The organism is Saccharothrix isguenensis, assembly GCF_052936305.1.
The window spans coordinates 2,101,119-2,116,521 of sequence record NZ_CP193626.1 but is presented as its reverse complement, the minus strand read 5'-3'; the positions used below and the strand labels follow the sequence as shown (position 1 = coordinate 2,116,521).

At 72.2% G+C, this 15,403-nt stretch carries 16 protein-coding genes; 15 read left to right on the top strand and 1 reads right to left on the bottom strand.

What is annotated here, in order from left to right; translation table 11 throughout:
- Positions 1 to 87: 87 nt before the first annotated feature.
- The 3 genes from ACRAKI_RS10195 (at position 88) to ACRAKI_RS10185 (ending at position 2,163) form a co-directional block, all read left to right on the top strand.
- On the top strand, positions 88 to 1,272 hold the full coding sequence (locus ACRAKI_RS10195; RefSeq protein WP_447006804.1) for a serine hydrolase domain-containing protein: 1,185 nt from the start codon (positions 88 to 90) through the stop codon (positions 1,270 to 1,272).
- Between the two features lie 206 nt (positions 1,273 to 1,478).
- Entirely contained in the window at positions 1,479 to 1,610 is a 132-nt protein-coding gene (locus ACRAKI_RS10190) for a hypothetical protein (protein WP_447006803.1), read from the top strand.
- A gap of 172 nt (positions 1,611 to 1,782) precedes the next feature.
- Complete coding sequence (locus tag ACRAKI_RS10185) at positions 1,783 to 2,163, top strand: RNA-binding S4 domain-containing protein (protein ID WP_447008379.1); 381 nt, start codon at positions 1,783 to 1,785, stop codon at positions 2,161 to 2,163.
- Positions 2,164 to 2,251: 88 nt separating this feature from the next.
- Here ACRAKI_RS10185 and ACRAKI_RS10180 read toward each other — a convergent pair whose 3' ends face one another.
- Complete coding sequence (locus ACRAKI_RS10180; RefSeq protein ID WP_447006802.1) at positions 2,252 to 3,205, bottom strand: EamA family transporter; 954 nt, start codon at positions 3,203 to 3,205, stop codon at positions 2,252 to 2,254.
- A gap of 39 nt (positions 3,206 to 3,244) precedes the next feature.
- Between ACRAKI_RS10180 and ACRAKI_RS10175 the strand changes: the two genes are divergently transcribed.
- The 12 genes from ACRAKI_RS10175 to ACRAKI_RS10120 all read left to right on the top strand — a co-directional run bounded on the left by ACRAKI_RS10175 (position 3,245) and on the right by ACRAKI_RS10120 (position 15,380).
- Positions 3,245 to 3,775, top strand: a complete 531-nt coding sequence (locus tag ACRAKI_RS10175; protein ID WP_447006801.1) for a CGNR zinc finger domain-containing protein — start codon at positions 3,245 to 3,247, stop codon at positions 3,773 to 3,775.
- A 213-nt stretch (positions 3,776 to 3,988) separates the two neighbouring features.
- A complete protein-coding gene (locus tag ACRAKI_RS10170; protein ID WP_447006800.1) occupies positions 3,989 to 5,245 on the top strand; it encodes an ATP-grasp domain-containing protein in 1,257 nt (418 codons plus the stop codon).
- Positions 5,242 to 6,069 (top strand): Rossmann-like domain-containing protein, encoded by an 828-nt coding sequence (locus tag ACRAKI_RS10165; protein WP_447006799.1) that lies wholly within the window; start codon positions 5,242 to 5,244, stop codon positions 6,067 to 6,069. The genes ACRAKI_RS10170 and ACRAKI_RS10165 overlap by 4 nt, the downstream gene beginning before the upstream one ends.
- Positions 6,066 to 7,130 (top strand): PLP-dependent cysteine synthase family protein, encoded by a 1,065-nt coding sequence (locus ACRAKI_RS10160; protein WP_447006798.1) that lies wholly within the window; start codon positions 6,066 to 6,068, stop codon positions 7,128 to 7,130. The genes ACRAKI_RS10165 and ACRAKI_RS10160 overlap by 4 nt, the downstream gene beginning before the upstream one ends.
- Positions 7,127 to 8,137 carry a dipeptide epimerase gene (locus ACRAKI_RS10155; protein ID WP_447006797.1) on the top strand — a complete coding sequence of 337 codons (1,011 nt, stop codon included), beginning with the start codon at positions 7,127 to 7,129 and terminating at the stop codon, positions 8,135 to 8,137. The genes ACRAKI_RS10160 and ACRAKI_RS10155 overlap by 4 nt, the downstream gene beginning before the upstream one ends.
- Positions 8,134 to 9,318, top strand: a complete 1,185-nt coding sequence (locus ACRAKI_RS10150; protein WP_447006796.1) for an MFS transporter — start codon at positions 8,134 to 8,136, stop codon at positions 9,316 to 9,318. Before ACRAKI_RS10155 ends, ACRAKI_RS10150 begins: the two co-directional genes overlap by 4 nt.
- Complete coding sequence (locus ACRAKI_RS10145) at positions 9,315 to 10,109, top strand: class I SAM-dependent methyltransferase (RefSeq protein ID WP_447006795.1); 795 nt, start codon at positions 9,315 to 9,317, stop codon at positions 10,107 to 10,109. The genes ACRAKI_RS10150 and ACRAKI_RS10145 overlap by 4 nt, the downstream gene beginning before the upstream one ends.
- 10 nt (positions 10,110 to 10,119) lie before the next feature.
- The gene (locus ACRAKI_RS10140; RefSeq protein WP_447006794.1) at positions 10,120 to 11,658 is read left to right on the top strand and encodes an ABC transporter substrate-binding protein; all 1,539 of its coding nucleotides are present in this window, start codon (positions 10,120 to 10,122) and stop codon (positions 11,656 to 11,658) included.
- Positions 11,655 to 12,599, top strand: a complete 945-nt coding sequence (locus ACRAKI_RS10135) for an ABC transporter permease (protein ID WP_447006793.1) — start codon at positions 11,655 to 11,657, stop codon at positions 12,597 to 12,599. The genes ACRAKI_RS10140 and ACRAKI_RS10135 overlap by 4 nt, the downstream gene beginning before the upstream one ends.
- Entirely contained in the window at positions 12,596 to 13,366 is a 771-nt protein-coding gene (locus ACRAKI_RS10130; RefSeq protein ID WP_447006792.1) for an ABC transporter permease, read from the top strand. The genes ACRAKI_RS10135 and ACRAKI_RS10130 overlap by 4 nt, the downstream gene beginning before the upstream one ends.
- Positions 13,363 to 14,832: an ABC transporter ATP-binding protein gene (locus ACRAKI_RS10125; RefSeq protein ID WP_447006791.1), complete on the top strand. Its 1,470-nt coding sequence runs from the start codon at positions 13,363 to 13,365 to the stop codon at positions 14,830 to 14,832. Before ACRAKI_RS10130 ends, ACRAKI_RS10125 begins: the two co-directional genes overlap by 4 nt.
- A complete protein-coding gene (locus tag ACRAKI_RS10120; RefSeq protein ID WP_447006790.1) occupies positions 14,829 to 15,380 on the top strand; it encodes a GNAT family N-acetyltransferase in 552 nt (183 codons plus the stop codon). Before ACRAKI_RS10125 ends, ACRAKI_RS10120 begins: the two co-directional genes overlap by 4 nt.
- Positions 15,381 to 15,403 lie beyond the last annotated feature (23 nt).

Here is a 15,403-nt window from a genome sequence, read left to right as displayed (position 1 = left end):
GGATCATCCGGTACCCCCGTGGGGGTAGCCGAAGATGCCGTCGTGGGGCGACGACGCGGCGGCCCGGTGTGCTTAGCGTTCGATGACATGAAACGACTCTGTGCGACAGTGATGGTCGCGGTGCTGGGCATCGCCACGGCGGGCACGGCGAACGCCGACCACCGTCACCACACCCTCCAGCGGCACGCGGACGCGTTGCTCGACCAGGGTGCGCCCGGTGTGCTGGTCGAGGTCGACACGCCGCGCGGTGACGTGCGGGTCCGCAGCGGTCACGGCGACGTCGACGCGCGGACCCCCGTGCCGTGGCGGGCGAAGTTCCGCATCGGCAGCTACACCAAGACGTTCGTGGCGGCGACCGTGCTGCAGCTCGTCGGCGAAGGGCGGCTGTCCCTCGAGGACACCGTGGACCGCTGGCTGCCCGGCGTCGTCACCGGGAACGGCAACGACGGCAGGAAGATCACCGTGCGGCAGCTGTTGCAGCACACGGGCGGCGTCCCCAACTACGTGGGCCAGATGCCGGAGCTGTTCGTGGAGGAGGAGTTCCAGCGGGTCCGGTTCCGGACCGTGACGCCGGAGCGGTTGGTCGCGCTGGCGATGCGGCAGGCGCCGACCTTCGAGCCCGGCGCCGACTGGGCGTACTCCAACACCGGGTACATCCTCGCGGGCATGATCGTCGAACGCGTCACCGGCCACACCTGGCAGCACGAGGTGCGCACCCGCATCGTGGAGCCGCTCCGCCTGCGCGGCACGTACCTGCCGGGCACGTCCCCGTTCCTGCCCAGGCCGCACGCCGTGGCGTACGAGCGGTTCCCGGAGCAGGGCCTGGAACTCGACCCGAACGAGCCGCGGTTCGGCGAGCCGGTCGACGTGACGACGTACAACCCGTCGTTCGGCGGCGCGGCCGGCGACATGATCAGCACCACCGAGGACGGCAACGCGTTCCTCAAGGCGCTGCTCGGCGGGAAGGTGCTGCGGCCCGCGCAGCTCGCCGAGATGACGAACACCGTGCGCACGCCCGGTCTGGACCCGGCGTGGCCGGGCGCCCGGTACGGACTCGGCATCATGTGGATGCCGAACTCGTGCGGCGGCCACTGGTCGCACGGCGGTGACATCCCCGGCTTCATGACCCGCAACGGCGTCACGTCCGACGGCACGCGCAGCGTCATCGTGTCGATCAACACCGACTCCATGGTGGCGAAGCCGGGCGTGGCCAAGCCGGCCAAGGACGTGACCGTCGACCTGATCGACCACGCGCTCTGCGGCGCTGCTTGACCGGACCGCGGCGGGCACGACCTGTGCCCGCCGCGGTCTTGTCAGGTTGCCGGGATGACGGCGCCGCGGTCGTGTGGAGCGTGCCGGCGTTGGAGGTTCCGTTGCTCTGGCCCAGGTACCACCGGTCGCCGAACCGGGTCGCACCCTGGACGTTGCTGACCCGGAGCCGGTGCGCCGCGTCGGCGTTCCACCGGTGGTTCGGGTCCATGACCGGTTCACCGCCGCTGAACGCCCCCGCGATCGGCCACGCGGCGACGCGTCCGCTGGTCGCCTCGCCGCACGCGCAGTACTCGCCCGCGAGCAGGTGGTCCGTGCCGCTGGGGTCGAGGGACGTGTGAACGACGCGGTCTCCTCATCGCCGGCCTTGGCCGGCGGGGAGCGCAGTGGTCCGGGCGTGCGGTGACCGCCGGTCTTCCGGACTCACCACAAGGCGCCACGAACGACCCGCGGTGCGCAACGGTCGCGGCGGCTCGTGGGCGACTTGCCCGGTCCGGGCGTCGACAGGCCATGATGTACGACGTGGAGTCCACCCGTGTGGATCGCTGGCTGTGGGCGGTCCGACTGACCAAGACCCGATCCGACGCCGCCGCGGCCTGTCGGGGTGGACACGTGCGCGTGAACGACCGGCCGGCCAAGCCCGCCACGACCGTGGTGCCGGGTGACGAGGTGCGCGCACGGGTGGGTGGCACGACCCGGATCGTGGAGGTCGTGCGGGTGATCCAGAAGCGGGTGGGCGCCGCCGACGCGACAGCGTGCCTGATCGACCGCACCCCGCCCCCGCCGAAGCCCACCGAAGCGCCCGCCCCCGTCGCCCGCCGCGACCGCGGCGCCGGCCGCCCCACCAAGCGCGAACGACGGGTCCTCGACAAGTTCCGCACCACCGAACCCTGACCCACCCCCGCGAGTCCTCCACTCAGACCGCGCGAGTCCCACGTTCACGTCGCGTGAGTCCCATGTTCGGAACACCCGAGTTCGACGCTCAGAACGTGCCAACAGGCCGTTCACCGAGCCGAACGGCCACCACCCCGGCCATGATCAGCACGCCGCCGACGAGCTGGATCGCCCCGGGCGCCTCACCGAGCAGCAGCCACGCGAACACCAGCGCCGCGAGGACTTCCGTCAACGCCACGAACGACGCCAGCCGCGAGCCGAGCCGACGGGTCGCCGCGATACCGGCCACGTACGCGAGCGCCGCCGTCACCACGCCGAGCGCCACCACCGGCGGCCACCACGCCACGGTGAACCCGCCGAACGCCCCGTCGAACGACACCCGCTCCGTCGACACCGCCCAAGGCACGATCCCGACCACCCCTGCCAGCACCAGCGCGACACCGCCGAGCAGCAGACCACCGGCCGCCAGCACGGTCCCCGGCAACCCATCCCCATCCCGCCCCGACAGCACGAAGTACGCCGCGGCACCCAGCATCGCGCCCAACGCCCACAGGATGCCGACCGCATCGGCCCGCGCACCGGACACGAGGTCCAGCACGAGCATCAGCCCGACCAGCCCGAGCAGCGCACCGAGCACCGTCAGCCGACCGGGCCGCTGACCACGCCGCAGCCACAGCCACACGACGACCGCGACCGGCGCCGTGTACTCGACCAGCAGCGCGACCCCGACTTCCATGTGCGACACGGCGTTGAAGAAGGCCAGCTGACACCCGGCGACCGCGAACAGCCCGTACGCCGTGATCAACGGCGCGGTTCGGCGCACCACCTGCCACCGGCCGCGCAGCTGCACCACCGCGATCGGCGTCAGCACGACGCCCGCCAGCAACACCCGCACCGCCACCGCCGCGGCCGACGACCACCCCGCGTCCATCAAACCGCTGGCCAACGGCCCGGACAGCGCGAACGACGACGCGGACACCATGGCGAACCCGAAGCCGGACCGCAGCCGACCAGCCACCCTGTCATGCGTCATCGTCGCCATGACTCATGACGCTAGGGAGGGAAGCGGTAATCTGTCAATGTGCTTTTCACCCATGACACGACCGCAACCCTCGTCGCCGCGGTCGCCCTAGTGAACTCCGCCGAAGAGCCGGACACGATGACGCACCCGGTGCACGTGGACGCGTTCGTCGCCGAGCACGCCTACACCGGCTCACGCACCCGTGACGCCGCCGAACTGGAGGCCGTTCGCGCCCTGCGCCCCACCCTGAGGCGACTCCTGACCAGCGACCGCGACACCGCCGTCGAGATCGTCAACGCGATCCTGGCCGAGCACCGCGCCGTGCCCCGGCTCGTCCGCCACGACGGCCTCGACTACCACCTGCACGCGACCGATCCGTCCGCCCCGCTCGCCGACCGGATCGCCGTCGACACGGCCATGGCGATGATCGACGTGATCCGCGCGGACGAGCTGAGCAGGCTGTCCGTCTGCGCCGACGACACCTGCACCGGTCTCGTCCTCGACCTGTCCCGCAACCGCTCGCGCCGCTACTGCAGCACCGCGTGCGGCAACCGGATCGCCGTCGCCGCCTACCGCGCCCGCAAGACGTGACCGCCGCACCTCACATGGCGCCATCCCCGCACCGGGGGTGGCGCCATTTTTCTTGGGCAGTGGGGCCACCAAGCCGCCGGACCGCCGGACCGCCAGACCGCCGCGATGACGCCACGTCGTGAGCCACATCACTCGATTGGCGGACCACTAACGACACTGATAATGATTACCATTCCCTGGTCTCGATCGGCCGTCCCCCTCGGAGGAGCACGCGTGGCGCACTTGTTGATGATCGAGAGCTGGGTCGGCGCGATGAGTTCGCTGCTGCCACGGGCGATCCACGAGTCCGGCCACCGGTTCACCTTCCTCACCCGCGACCTGCACCACTACCTGCGCGCCGCGCCGTCCCACCCGCACCCGTTGCTGGCGGCGGACAACGTGCTCACCGCCGAGACCAACGACGTGCCCGCACTTCTGTCCTATGTGGAGCGGATGCACGACGTCCTCTCCTTCGACGGCGTGATCTCCTCCTGCGACTACTACCTCGCCACCGTCGCCGCGGTCGCCGCGCACCTGGGCCTGCCCGGCTCCGACCCGCAGGCCGTGGAACGCGCCTACCGCAAGGACCTCACCCGCACCACCACGCGGAACGCGGGCGTTCCCGGCCCCCGGTTCACCCTCACCCAGGACTGGCAGGCCACCGCCAAGGCCGCCGCCGACCTGGGCTACCCGCTGGTGGTCAAGCCGGTCGACCTGTGCGCCGGGATGCACGTCCGCCAGGTGCGGGACGAGGCCGCGCTGCGCGAGGCGTTCCTCGCCCTGGAGGCGTTCCCGGTCAACGCGCGCGGCCAGGAGCGGGTGCCGACCGTGCTGCTCGAAGAACTCCTCGTCGGCCCCGAGGTGAGCGTGGAAACCGTGACGGTGGACGGCGCCACGCACGTGATCGGCGTGACGGACAAGAGCCTGGCCGGACACCCGTGGTTCGTGGAGAGCGGCCACATGTTCCCGGCCGACTTGAGCGACACCGACCGGGCGGCGGCCGTCGACACCGCCGTGGCGGCGATCGAAGCGCTCGGCCTGGACAGCGCGGTGGCGCACACCGAGGTCAAGCTGACCGCCGACGGTCCGCGGCTGATCGAGGTCAACCCGCGTCCGGCGGGCAACCAGATCACCGAGCTGGTCCGCCGCACCACCGGCATCGACCTGCCGTCCGTGTTCACCCAGCTCGCCGTCGGCCGGCAGCCCGACCTGCGGCCACGGGAGACCGGCGTGCGCAGCGCGGCCATCTCGTTCCTGTTGCCGCCGCACGCCGGGGTGCTGGCCGGGATCGACGGCGTCGACACCCTGGCCGCCAACCCCGACGTCGTCGACTGGGCGCTGAAGCCCGCCGGGCACCGCGCCGGCGAGCCGACCAGCAACAACAGCTACCTCGGGCACGTCGTGGTCACGTCACCGGACACCGACGCGCGGGCCCGTGCCGAACACGCCGCGGCCGGGCTGGAAGTCCGGTACGCGGAGGGCGCGGAATGACGGCCCGGGCGGTCCGCCGCACGCTGACCAGCGTCACGGAACTCGTCGCGCTGGCCCGTGCGGGCACGATCGGGCCCGATCCGGCCGAGTGCCGGGTGAGCGTCGCGTTCACCACCAGGCAGGGCGCTCGGCACGTCTCACGCGGCCGGGCGTACCGCAACGCGGTGATCAGCGTGCGGGTCGGCGAAGCGGTCGGCTCGTGCGCGGTCGAGCCCGACGAGACGGGAGCGGACGTGACGGACTGCGTCGGCGAGACCGTCGCGGACCTGCTCACCCACCCCGACACCGCGATCCGCACGGCGGTGCTGGACGCCTACCTGATGAACGCGCACCCGCACGAGTCGTCCGCCCGGCCGGTGGTGGTCGGACCGGGCGATTCGCTGGCCAAGTCGATGGCGCGGGCGTCGGCCGTGGTCGACCTGCTGGACGCCGCGCCGGGGCAACGGGTGCTGGTCGTGGGCGTGGTGAACTCGCTGCTGCACCACCTGCGCGCGCGTGGCCTGAGGTACGTGCCGTGCGACCTCAAAGGCGGTCGCACGGAGTGGGACGAGCCGGTCGTGACCGACGCCGAAGCCGCCGTCGCGGACTGCGATCTCGTGCTGGCGTCCGGGATGACGGTCGGCAACGGCAGCTTCGAACCGTTGCTGCGCACGGCGGTCGCCGCCGACCGGCCGGTCGTGGTGTTCGCCCAGACCGCGAGCGCGATCGTGCCGTGGTTCCTGGGTTCGGGCGTCACCGCCGTGTCGGCGGAGCCGTTCCCGTTCTTCTGGCTGCACGGCGGCCCGACCACCCTGCACCACTACCGAGCCGAACGGGTCGGGTGACCGTGCCTCCACGCCGCAACCACTACCTGCTCGACTTGCTGGGCAACACGCCCGTCGCCCGGATCGACACCCCGCTCCCCCACCGCCACGGCGGCTTCTGGGCGAAGCTGGAGTGCCTGAGCGCGGGCGGCATGAAGGCGCGTTCGGCGGTCGCCATGCTGCTGGCCGCGCGTGAACGCGGCGAGCTCCGTCCCGGCGCGGTCGTCGTGGAGTCGACCAGCGGCACCCTCGGGCTCGGACTGGCGTTCGCCGGCCAGGCGTTGGGGCACCCGGTCGTGCTGGTGGTCGACCACGAGCTGGAACCGTCGATGCGCGCCCTGCTGCACGCCCACGGCGCACGGCTGGAGATCGTGGACCGGCCGCACCCGACCGGCGGCTGGCAGCAGGCCAGGCTGGACCGGCTCCGGTCGGTGCTGCGCGGGCTGCCGGGCGCGTACTGGCCCGACCAGTACAACAACCCGGACAACCCCGCCGGGTACACCGGTCTGGCCAAGGAGCTGGCCGCGCAGGTGGACCGCGCCGACGTGCTCGTGTGCAGCGTGGGCACCGGTGGGCACAGCGCCGGCATCGTCACCGCCTTGCGCCGCTACTGGCCGGACGTGCGGCTGGTCGGCGTGGACACGGTCGGCTCGACCATCTTCGGCCAGCCGGCCCGGCCACGCGTCATGCGCGGCCTGGGCAGCAGCATCCACCCGCGCAACGTGGCCTACGAGGAGTTCGAGGAGGTGCACTGGCTCGGTCCGGTGGAGGTGGTCGACGCCTGCCGCCGGTTGGCGCGGGACTGCTTCGTCACCGGCGGCTGGAGCACCGGCGCGGTGGCGCTGGTGTCGGCGTGGGTGGCGCGCGTCGAGCCCGGCGCGACCGTGGTGACGATCTTCCCGGACGGCCCGCACCGCTACCTCGGCACCATCTTCGACGACGACTTCTGCCGGTCACGAGGCCTGTTGGGGACGCCGGAGGACCGGCCGGTGGAGATAGCGGACACCGCCGAGATCGAGGTCACCAGCTGGGCCCGGTGCCGGTCGGTGTACGCGCCGAAGGCTGTCGGGGTGCCCGCGTGAAGCTCGACTGGACGGTGTACGGGCTGGAGCTGCGGTCGCCGCTGCGCATCTCGCGGTCGGTGATGGCCCGGCGTGACGCGGTGCGCGTGGTGATCGAGTGCGACGGGGTGCGCGGGCACGGCGAGGTGGTGACGAGCCTGTTCTACGGGCTGGACGTCGAGCGGATCACCGGGCTGCTGCGCGACTTGGCGCCCGTGGTGGCCGCGTGCGCGGACCCTGCCGAGTTGACGCTGCCGGTGTTGCCGCCGGGTGTGCTGGCCGCCGTGGACAGCGCGCTGCACGACCTGAAGGCGTTGCGGCGCGGGGTTCCGGTGCACGAGCTGATCGGCGTTCCACACTGGACGGACGTGCCGACGGCCTGCACGATCGGCATCGGCGACCCGGCGACTGCCGCCACCCAGGCCGCCCACCTCGCCACACGCGGGTTCAGCGTGCTCAAGGTCAAGGTCGGCTCCGAGCACGACGTCGCCACGGTCGACGCCGTCCGGACCGCCGCGCCGGACGCCCGGCTCATCCTCGACCCCAACGGCGGGTGGACCGCCGAGCAGGCCGTGCGGGTGGTCGACCAGCTCACCGGCATCGACGCCCTGGAACAGCCGATCGCACCGGGCCGGTGGGACGACCTGGCGTGGCTGCGGGAACGGTGCCCGGTGCCGTTGATCGCGGACGAGGACGCGGCCACCGCCGCCGACGTGCGGGCGTTGGCCGGCCTGGTCGACGGGGTGAACGTCAAGCTCGCCAAGTGCGGCGGGATCACCGCCGCCCGCGAGATCATCGACGTCGCCCGCGCGTCCGGCCTGGACGTGATGCTCGGCTGCCTGGTGGCCAGCTCGCTCGGCATCGCGCCGGCCGTGCACCTGACCGGCCACGCCCGCTGGGTCGACCTGGACGGCCACCTCCTGCTCGCGGACGACCCGTGGACCGGTATCGGCGGCGAGGACGGCACGCTCCGGCTGTCCGGCGCGCCCGGTCTCGGTGTCGTGCCCACCGGGGTCGAGCACCGGTGAAGCGCTTCCCGCTGTCGGTGCGCGTGCTGCTGGTCAACCAGTTCGGCGTGAACACCGGCTTCTACCTGCTCATCCCGTACCTCGCCACGCACCTGGGCGACCTCGGCCTGTCGGTGGCGACGATCGGCCTGGTCCTCGGCGTGCGGACGTTGAGCCAGCAGGGGCTGTTCCTGCTCGGCGGCTCGGCGTCCGACCGGCTCGGGCCGCGCCGCGTCATCATCGCGGGCTGCGCGGTGCGGGCGATCGGCTTCGGGCTCTTCGCGGCCGGCGGGTCGGTGGCGGTGCTGCTCACCGCGTCCGTCCTGAGCGGACTGGCCGGGGCGCTGTTCAACCCCGCCGTGCGCGCCTACATCGCCGAGGAGTCGTCGGACCGGGCGGGGGCGTTCGCCCTGTTCAACCTCTACGGGCAGGCGGGGGCGCTGACCGGCCCGCTGCTGGGCGGCCTGCTGATGCTGTGGGACTTCCGGATCGCCGCGCTGGTGGCGGCCGGGATCTTCGCCGTGCTGACCGTCGTGCAGGCGGCCGTGCTGCCCGCGCGACCGGCCGCGCCGCGCCAGGGCACCGTCCTGGACGACTGGCGCGAGTGCCTGGCCGACCGCCGGTTCCTCGCGTTCACCGGCGCGCTCACCGGCATGTTCGTCCTCCAGAACCAGCTCTACCTGGTGCTGCCGCTCGAAGCTCGGCGGCTGACGGACTCCGCGCTCGCCGTCGCGGCGGTGTTCCTGGTGTCCACCGTGGCGACCCTGCTGTTCCAGGTGCGCATCACCCGGTGGCTGAAGCGGGTGGCCCGTGGTCGGGCGATCGCGTGGGGGCTCGCGGTCATGGGCTCGGGTTTCGCCGCGACGGCGGTCGGCCACGTCGGCCCGCTCGGCGGCGTCACGCCCGTGCTGGTCGCGGCCCTGCTGCTGTCGGTCGGAGTGATGATCGCGCAGCCGTTCGTCTACGACCTGATCCCGGAGTTCGGCCGGACCGGCCTGGCGGGCACCTACTTCGGCGTGTTCTACCTGGTCTCGGGCGTCGCGGCGGCCTTGGGCAACGCGGCCATCGGCTGGGTGTTCGGCCATTCGGCCTGGCTCGCCTCCCTGCTGTGCGTGGCGGTCGGGCTCTGCTGCGCGGCGGCGGTGGCCAGGCTGCACCGACGTGGCGTGCTGACCGCGACCCGACCGGAGGTGGCCCGATGACCGTCGGCGAGAACCTGCTGACCGACAACCCCGCGCTCTACGAGCACCAGTTCCCCGACCCGGACCACGTCGCCGCCCGGTTCGCGCACGACGTCGTGACCAGGTTCGGCGGCCGTCGCGGCGACCTGCTGGACGTCGGCTGCGGCACCGGCCGCGACGCCGGCCACCTCGCCGGCCTGGGCTACCGCGTGGTCGGGCTGGACAGCTCGGAGCGGATGGTCGAGCACGCCCGCGAGCACCACCCGGCGGCCACGTTCGTGCTCGGCGACATGCGGACGTTCTCGCTCGGCCGTCGCTTCGACGTGATCACGTGCCTGGACAGCGCGCTGCTGTACTGCCACACGAACGCCGACCTGGACGGCTTCCTGCGCCGCTGCCGCGACCACCTCACCCCCGGTGGCCTGCTGGTCGCGGAGATGCGCAACGGCGCGTTCTTCCTCGGCAACACCGAACTGCTCGACGGCACCAGCAGCCGCACGGTCGTCTGGGAGGGCGTGTCGCACACCTCCCACACCCGGCTCTGGATCGACCACGCCGCCCAGTTGCTGCGCCGGCGGCGCGAGTGGTGCCGGCCGGGTGCCCGGCCGCTCGTGCAGCACTCGGCGTGGCGGCTGCTGTTCCCCCAGGAACTGCGGCACGTCCTGGACCTCGCCGGGTTCGACGTGCCGGCCCTGTTCGACTCGCCGGGGCCGCGCACCGACGAACCGTGGACCGCCGACGCCGAGCTGAGCCAGGACCTGTCCGGAGACCGACTGCACCTCGTCGCGCGCCTGCGCCCCGAACGTCACTGAAAGGAACCGCATGCACTCCCTCGACCGCCGCCGCTTCCTCGGCCTCACCGCCGGACTCTCGATCGCCACCCTCACCGGCTGCGGCACCACCGGCGCCCAGCCGTCCGCCGCTTCCACGCCACGCTCCGGCGGACGGCTGCGGGCGGCGTTCGCGGGTGGCGGCGCCAAGGAGGTGCTGGACCCGCACCTGGCGAACCTGTTCGTCGAGGCCGCGCGGTCCAAGGCGCTGTACGACAAGCTCGCCGACCTCGGCCCGGACGTCTCGGCACAGCCCAGACTCGCCGAGAAGTGGGAGCCGGACGCCGCACTGACGCGCTGGCGGATCACCCTGCGCGAGGCCACGTTCCACAACGGGCAGCCGGTGCGAGCGGAGGACGTGCTGGCCAGCTACGCCCGCATCCTCGACTCGAACCGCGCGTTCCGGGCCAAGTCGAGCCTCGCGCTGATCGACCTGGCGAACAGCCGTGCGGTAGACGACCGGACGGTGGAGTTCGCGCTGCAGCGGCCGTTCGTGGAGTTCCCCAACGTGCTGGCCGCGTTCGGCGCGTACATCGTGCCCGCCGGGGCGGAGGACTTCACCGAGCCGGTCGGCTCCGGCCCGTTCAGCTTCGTGTCGTTCGAGCCCGGCAAGTCGGTGCTGCTCAAGCGCAACGCCGACTACTGGGAGGGCGCGCCCCACCTGGACGAGCTGGAGTTCGTCCTGGCCAACGAGGAGTCGGCGCGGACGAACGCGCTGCTCGGCGGGCAGGTCGAGTACGCGCACGACCTCACCCCGACCACCGCGCGCAGTCACAGCGGCAGTGACCGGATGGCGATCCACCGCGCGCCGAACAGCGCCGTGCAGGCGTTCGCGATGAAGGTGGACCGGCCGCCGTTCGACAACCGCGACCTGCGCGAGGCGATGTTCCTGCTGGCCGACCGGCCGCAGTTGGTCGAGTCGGTGCTCGCGGGGGCCGGGCAGGTGGGCAACGACCTGTTCGGCAAGGGCTACCGGCACTACGCCGACGACATCCCGCAACGGACCCGTGACCTGGACAAGGCGAAGTTCCTGATCCGACGGGCCGGCGCCGAGGGGCTGACGGTCAAGCTGGACACGTCGACCGCCGCGGCCGGGATGGTGGAGGCCGCCACGGTGTTCGCCGACCAGGTCAAGGGCTCGGGGCTGACCATCGAGGTGGTCACCGGCAACAAGGACAGCTACTGGGCCGACACGCTCAAGAACGGGTCGATGTCGAGTTTCCGGTCCGGCGCGATGCCGATCGAGACGCACATCGCGCAGCGGCTGTTGTCCGGTTCGGGCACCAACGTGACCAAGTGGGCGCGTCCGGAGTTCGACGCGCTCTACGACCGTGCGGTGTCCACTGTGGATGCCGGCGAGCGGGACTCGGTGTACCGGGAGATGCAGCGCTCCTTGCACGCCGAGGGCGGGTACCTGATGTGGGGCTTCGCGGACTGGATCGTCGGCGCGGCGCCCAACGTCGGCGGCATCTCCACCGCGCCCGCGAACACGCTCGACTGGGCGCGGTTCGACAAGGTGTGGTTGGGGTGAGCCTGCGCCGGTACGCCCTTCGGCGGCTGGCCATCGGTCTCGTGCAGGTGTTGGCCGTCGTCACCGCGGTGTTCCTGCTGGTGCAGGCGCTGCCGGGGGACGCCGCCGTGGCGTTGGCCGGCGACAACCCCGACCCGCGACGGATCGAGGAGATCCGGATCGCGATGGGGCTGGACCGGCCCGCGCTGGACCGGTTCGGCTCGTGGCTGTGGGGTCTGGCGCACGGCGACTTCGGGGTGTCGCTGTTCTCCGGTCGGCCGGTCGCCGAGTTCCTGCACGACGGGCTCGGGCCCACGCTCGTGCTGGCGTTGCTCGCTCTGGTGCTGCTGATCCCGCTGTCGGTGCTGCTCGGTGTCCTGGCCGCGTTGCGCGAGGGCGGGCCGTTGGACCGGGTGGTCACCACCGTCACCGTGGGGCTGCACTCGATCCCGGAGTTCGCGCTGGCCGTGGTGCTGATCGCGTTGTTCGGGGTGCAGCTGCGGTGGCTGCCGCCCACGGCGGTGGGAGCGGACCTGCTCGGCACGCCGTCCGTGCTGGTGCTGCCGCTGGTGGTGCTGGTGGCCCGGCCGTTGTGCTCGATCAGCCGGCTGGTCCGGGCGGGGATGATCGACGCGCTGGCCTCGGACCACGTCCGGCACGCCCTTCGGCTGGGGATCGGGGTGACGCGGGTCCGGTTCGCGCACGCCCTGCCGGCCGCCCTCGCACCGGCCGTGCAGCAGGTGGCGCGGACCACCGACTGGCTGCTGGGCGGTGTGATCGTGGTCGAGGCGGTGTTCGTCATCCCCGGCTTGGGCACGGTCCTGGTGGACGCGGTCGCGGGCCGTGACCTGCCGGTGGTGCAGGGTCTGGCGGTGGTCTTCGCGGTCACGACGGTGGTGGTGAACCTGGTGGCCGACCTGGTCGTGTTCCGGCTCGCGCCGCGATCGGTGGCGATCGCATGAGGGGCATCGGTGCGCTGCTCGTCGTGGTGCCGCTGGCGTTGGCGCTGCTCGGGCCTTGGTTCGTGCCGGATTCGCTGACGCGCGGGGCGCCGTTCGTCGTGAACTCCTCTTTGGGCACCGACTTCGTGGGCCGGGACGTGTGGCACCAGGTGCTCGCGGGTGGGCAGACGGTGGTGCTGGTCGCGTTGCTGGCGACGGTGCTCTCTTATGCGGTCGGTGTGCCGTGGGGCGTGGTGGCCGCCATGTCGCGCCTGCGGATCGTCGACGAGGTGCTGATGCGACCTCTCGACCTGCTGCTGGCGGTGCCGTCGCTGCTCGTGCTGATCCTGGTGGCGACCATCGCGGGGCCTGGTCTGACGGTGCTGGTGCTCGTGGTGGCCTTGGTCAACTTTCCCGATGTGGCGAGGATCTCGCGGGCGGCGGCGCTGGAGATCTCCGGGCGTCCGGCGTTGGAGGCGATGCGGTTGCAGGGTGAGACGTGGTGGCGGACATCGATCGTCTACACGGGACGGTCGATGCTCCGGACGCTGGCCGCTGATTCGGGTGTGCGGCTGACCGGTGCGCTGTACCTGGTGGCTTCGGCGAGCTTCCTGGGGGTCGGGGTGGCGCCGGACGCGGCGGACTGGGCCGTCATGGTGGACCGGAACCGGGTCGGGTTGTTCCTCCAGCCGTGGGCGGTGGTCGTGCCGGCGTTGCTGATCGTGGCGTTGTCGGTGGGGCTGAACCTGGTGTTCGACCGCGCGTTGCGGGCGGAGGCACGGACGTGACCGTGGTGCACGTCGAGGGCCTGCGCGCGGTGGCCGGGTCGCACACGTTGGTAGACGGGGTGAGTTTCGCCCTGGCCGCCGGGCAGGTGGTCGCGTTGGTGGGCGCCTCCGGCAGTGGGAAGACGACGACCGGGTTGGCGCTGCTGGGCGAGCACGCACCCGGGGTGTCGGTGAGCGGGCGGATCACGGTGTCGGGACGCGTCGGGTTCGTGCCGCAGCAGCCGTCGGCCGCTTTGAACCCGGTGCGGCGGTTGGGCGGCGTGTTCCGGGAGATCGCCGGGCTGCACCCAGGCGACCGTGATTCGTTGATCGCCACGGCGTTGCGTCGGGCGCGGGTGCCGGTGGAACTGCTGCGGCGGTACCCGCACGAGCTGTCCGGCGGGCAGCAGCAGCGGGTCGTGTTGGCGCAGGCGTTGGTCGGTGATCCGGCGGTCCTGGTCGCGGACGAGCCCACCACCGGTCAGGACCCGATCACGCGGGCGGAGGTGGTGGACGAACTGGCGTCGGTGGTGGCGCAGGGGGTTGCGCTGGTGCTGCTGACGCACGACTTGGACGTGGTGCGCGCGTTGGCGGACGAGGTGGTCGTGCTGCGTGCCGGTCAGGTGGTGGAGGCCGGGTCCACGGCGGACGTGCTCTCGCGGCCTCGATCGCCTTACACCGCCGCTCTGATCGCCGCCCAGCCCCGCGTGACCGTGCCTTCTGCCCGTCCGCTCGGCCCGCCTCGGCTGGAGACCCGTTCGCTCACCGCACGGCACCGGTCCACCGCTGTGCTCCACGCGGCGGACGTGCAGGTCGGAACGGGTGAGCGGCTCGCTGTCGTGGGGCGGTCCGGGAGTGGGAAGACGACCCTGGCGCGGTGCGTCGCCGGGCTGCATCCCACGTACGACGGGGACGTGCTGCTCGACGGCCGTCCGCTGCCCCGGTCGTTGCGGCGGCGTTCACGGGCCCAGTTGGCCGCGGTGCAGTACGTGTTCCAGGACGCTCGTGCGTCGTTCGACGCGTACCGGTCGGTGCTCGACCAGGTCAGTCGTACTGCTGTGCGGCTGGGTGGGGTGGCGGACGCTCGGCCGTTGGCGTTGGAGGAACTCGCGGCCGTGGGTTTGAACGAGGCGACCGTGATGCGTCGGCCGGCGGAGTTGTCGGGTGGCGAGTTGCAGCGGGCCGCTCTGGTGCGGGCGCTGCTCGCGCGACCGGACGTGCTGGTGTGCGACGAGATCACGTCCGGTTTGGACACGTTGACCCAGGCCCGTCTGCTCGATCAGCTCGCGGCGTTGCCCTGCGCTTTGGTGCTGATCAGCCATGACCTCGCCGTCGTCGCGCGGCTGGCGGACCGCGTCGCGGTGCTGCACCGGGGAGATGTCGTCGAACAGGGCGCCGCGGGTGACGTGCTGGGCTCCCCCGCCCACCCGGTGACCATCGGCCTGCTGGGCCGAGCGATGGAAGGAACAGAGGAGAAGAGGACATGACCGAGTACCACCGTGAAGTGGGGCCTTACGAGGTCCGCAGGGCGCGTCCGGCTGATCTGCCGGGGGCGCGCAGTGTCATGCTCGACACGTTCTACCAGGAGTTCGGCTACGGGTATCGGCCGGAGTGGCACGGTGACGTGATCGACCTGGAGGGCGCGTACGTCCGGCCGGCGCGGCACGCGCTGTTCGTGGCGGTGAAGGGCGACGAGGTCGTGGCGACCACCGGTGTCCGTGCGACGGCGCCGTCCAGCCCGCCGCATCCGGCTTGGCTGGCGGCCCGCTACCCCGAGCCCACTACCGCGCAGCTGTTCCGGGTGTACGTGCGTCCGGACCACCGTCGCAGTGGGCTGGCGCGCGCGTTGGTCGACATGGCGACGGCGTTCGTGGCGGACACGCCGGGGTACCGGAGCCTGTACCTGCACACCGACACCAGGATCGCGGGTGCCGAGCCGTTCTGGCGGTCGGTGGCCGAGGAGGTGCACGACGCCCGTGACGGCGACCCGATTACCTTCCAGACCGTCCACTTCGAGATCCCGCTGGCACGCTGAGGCCTTCTGGTGGGCAGGACACG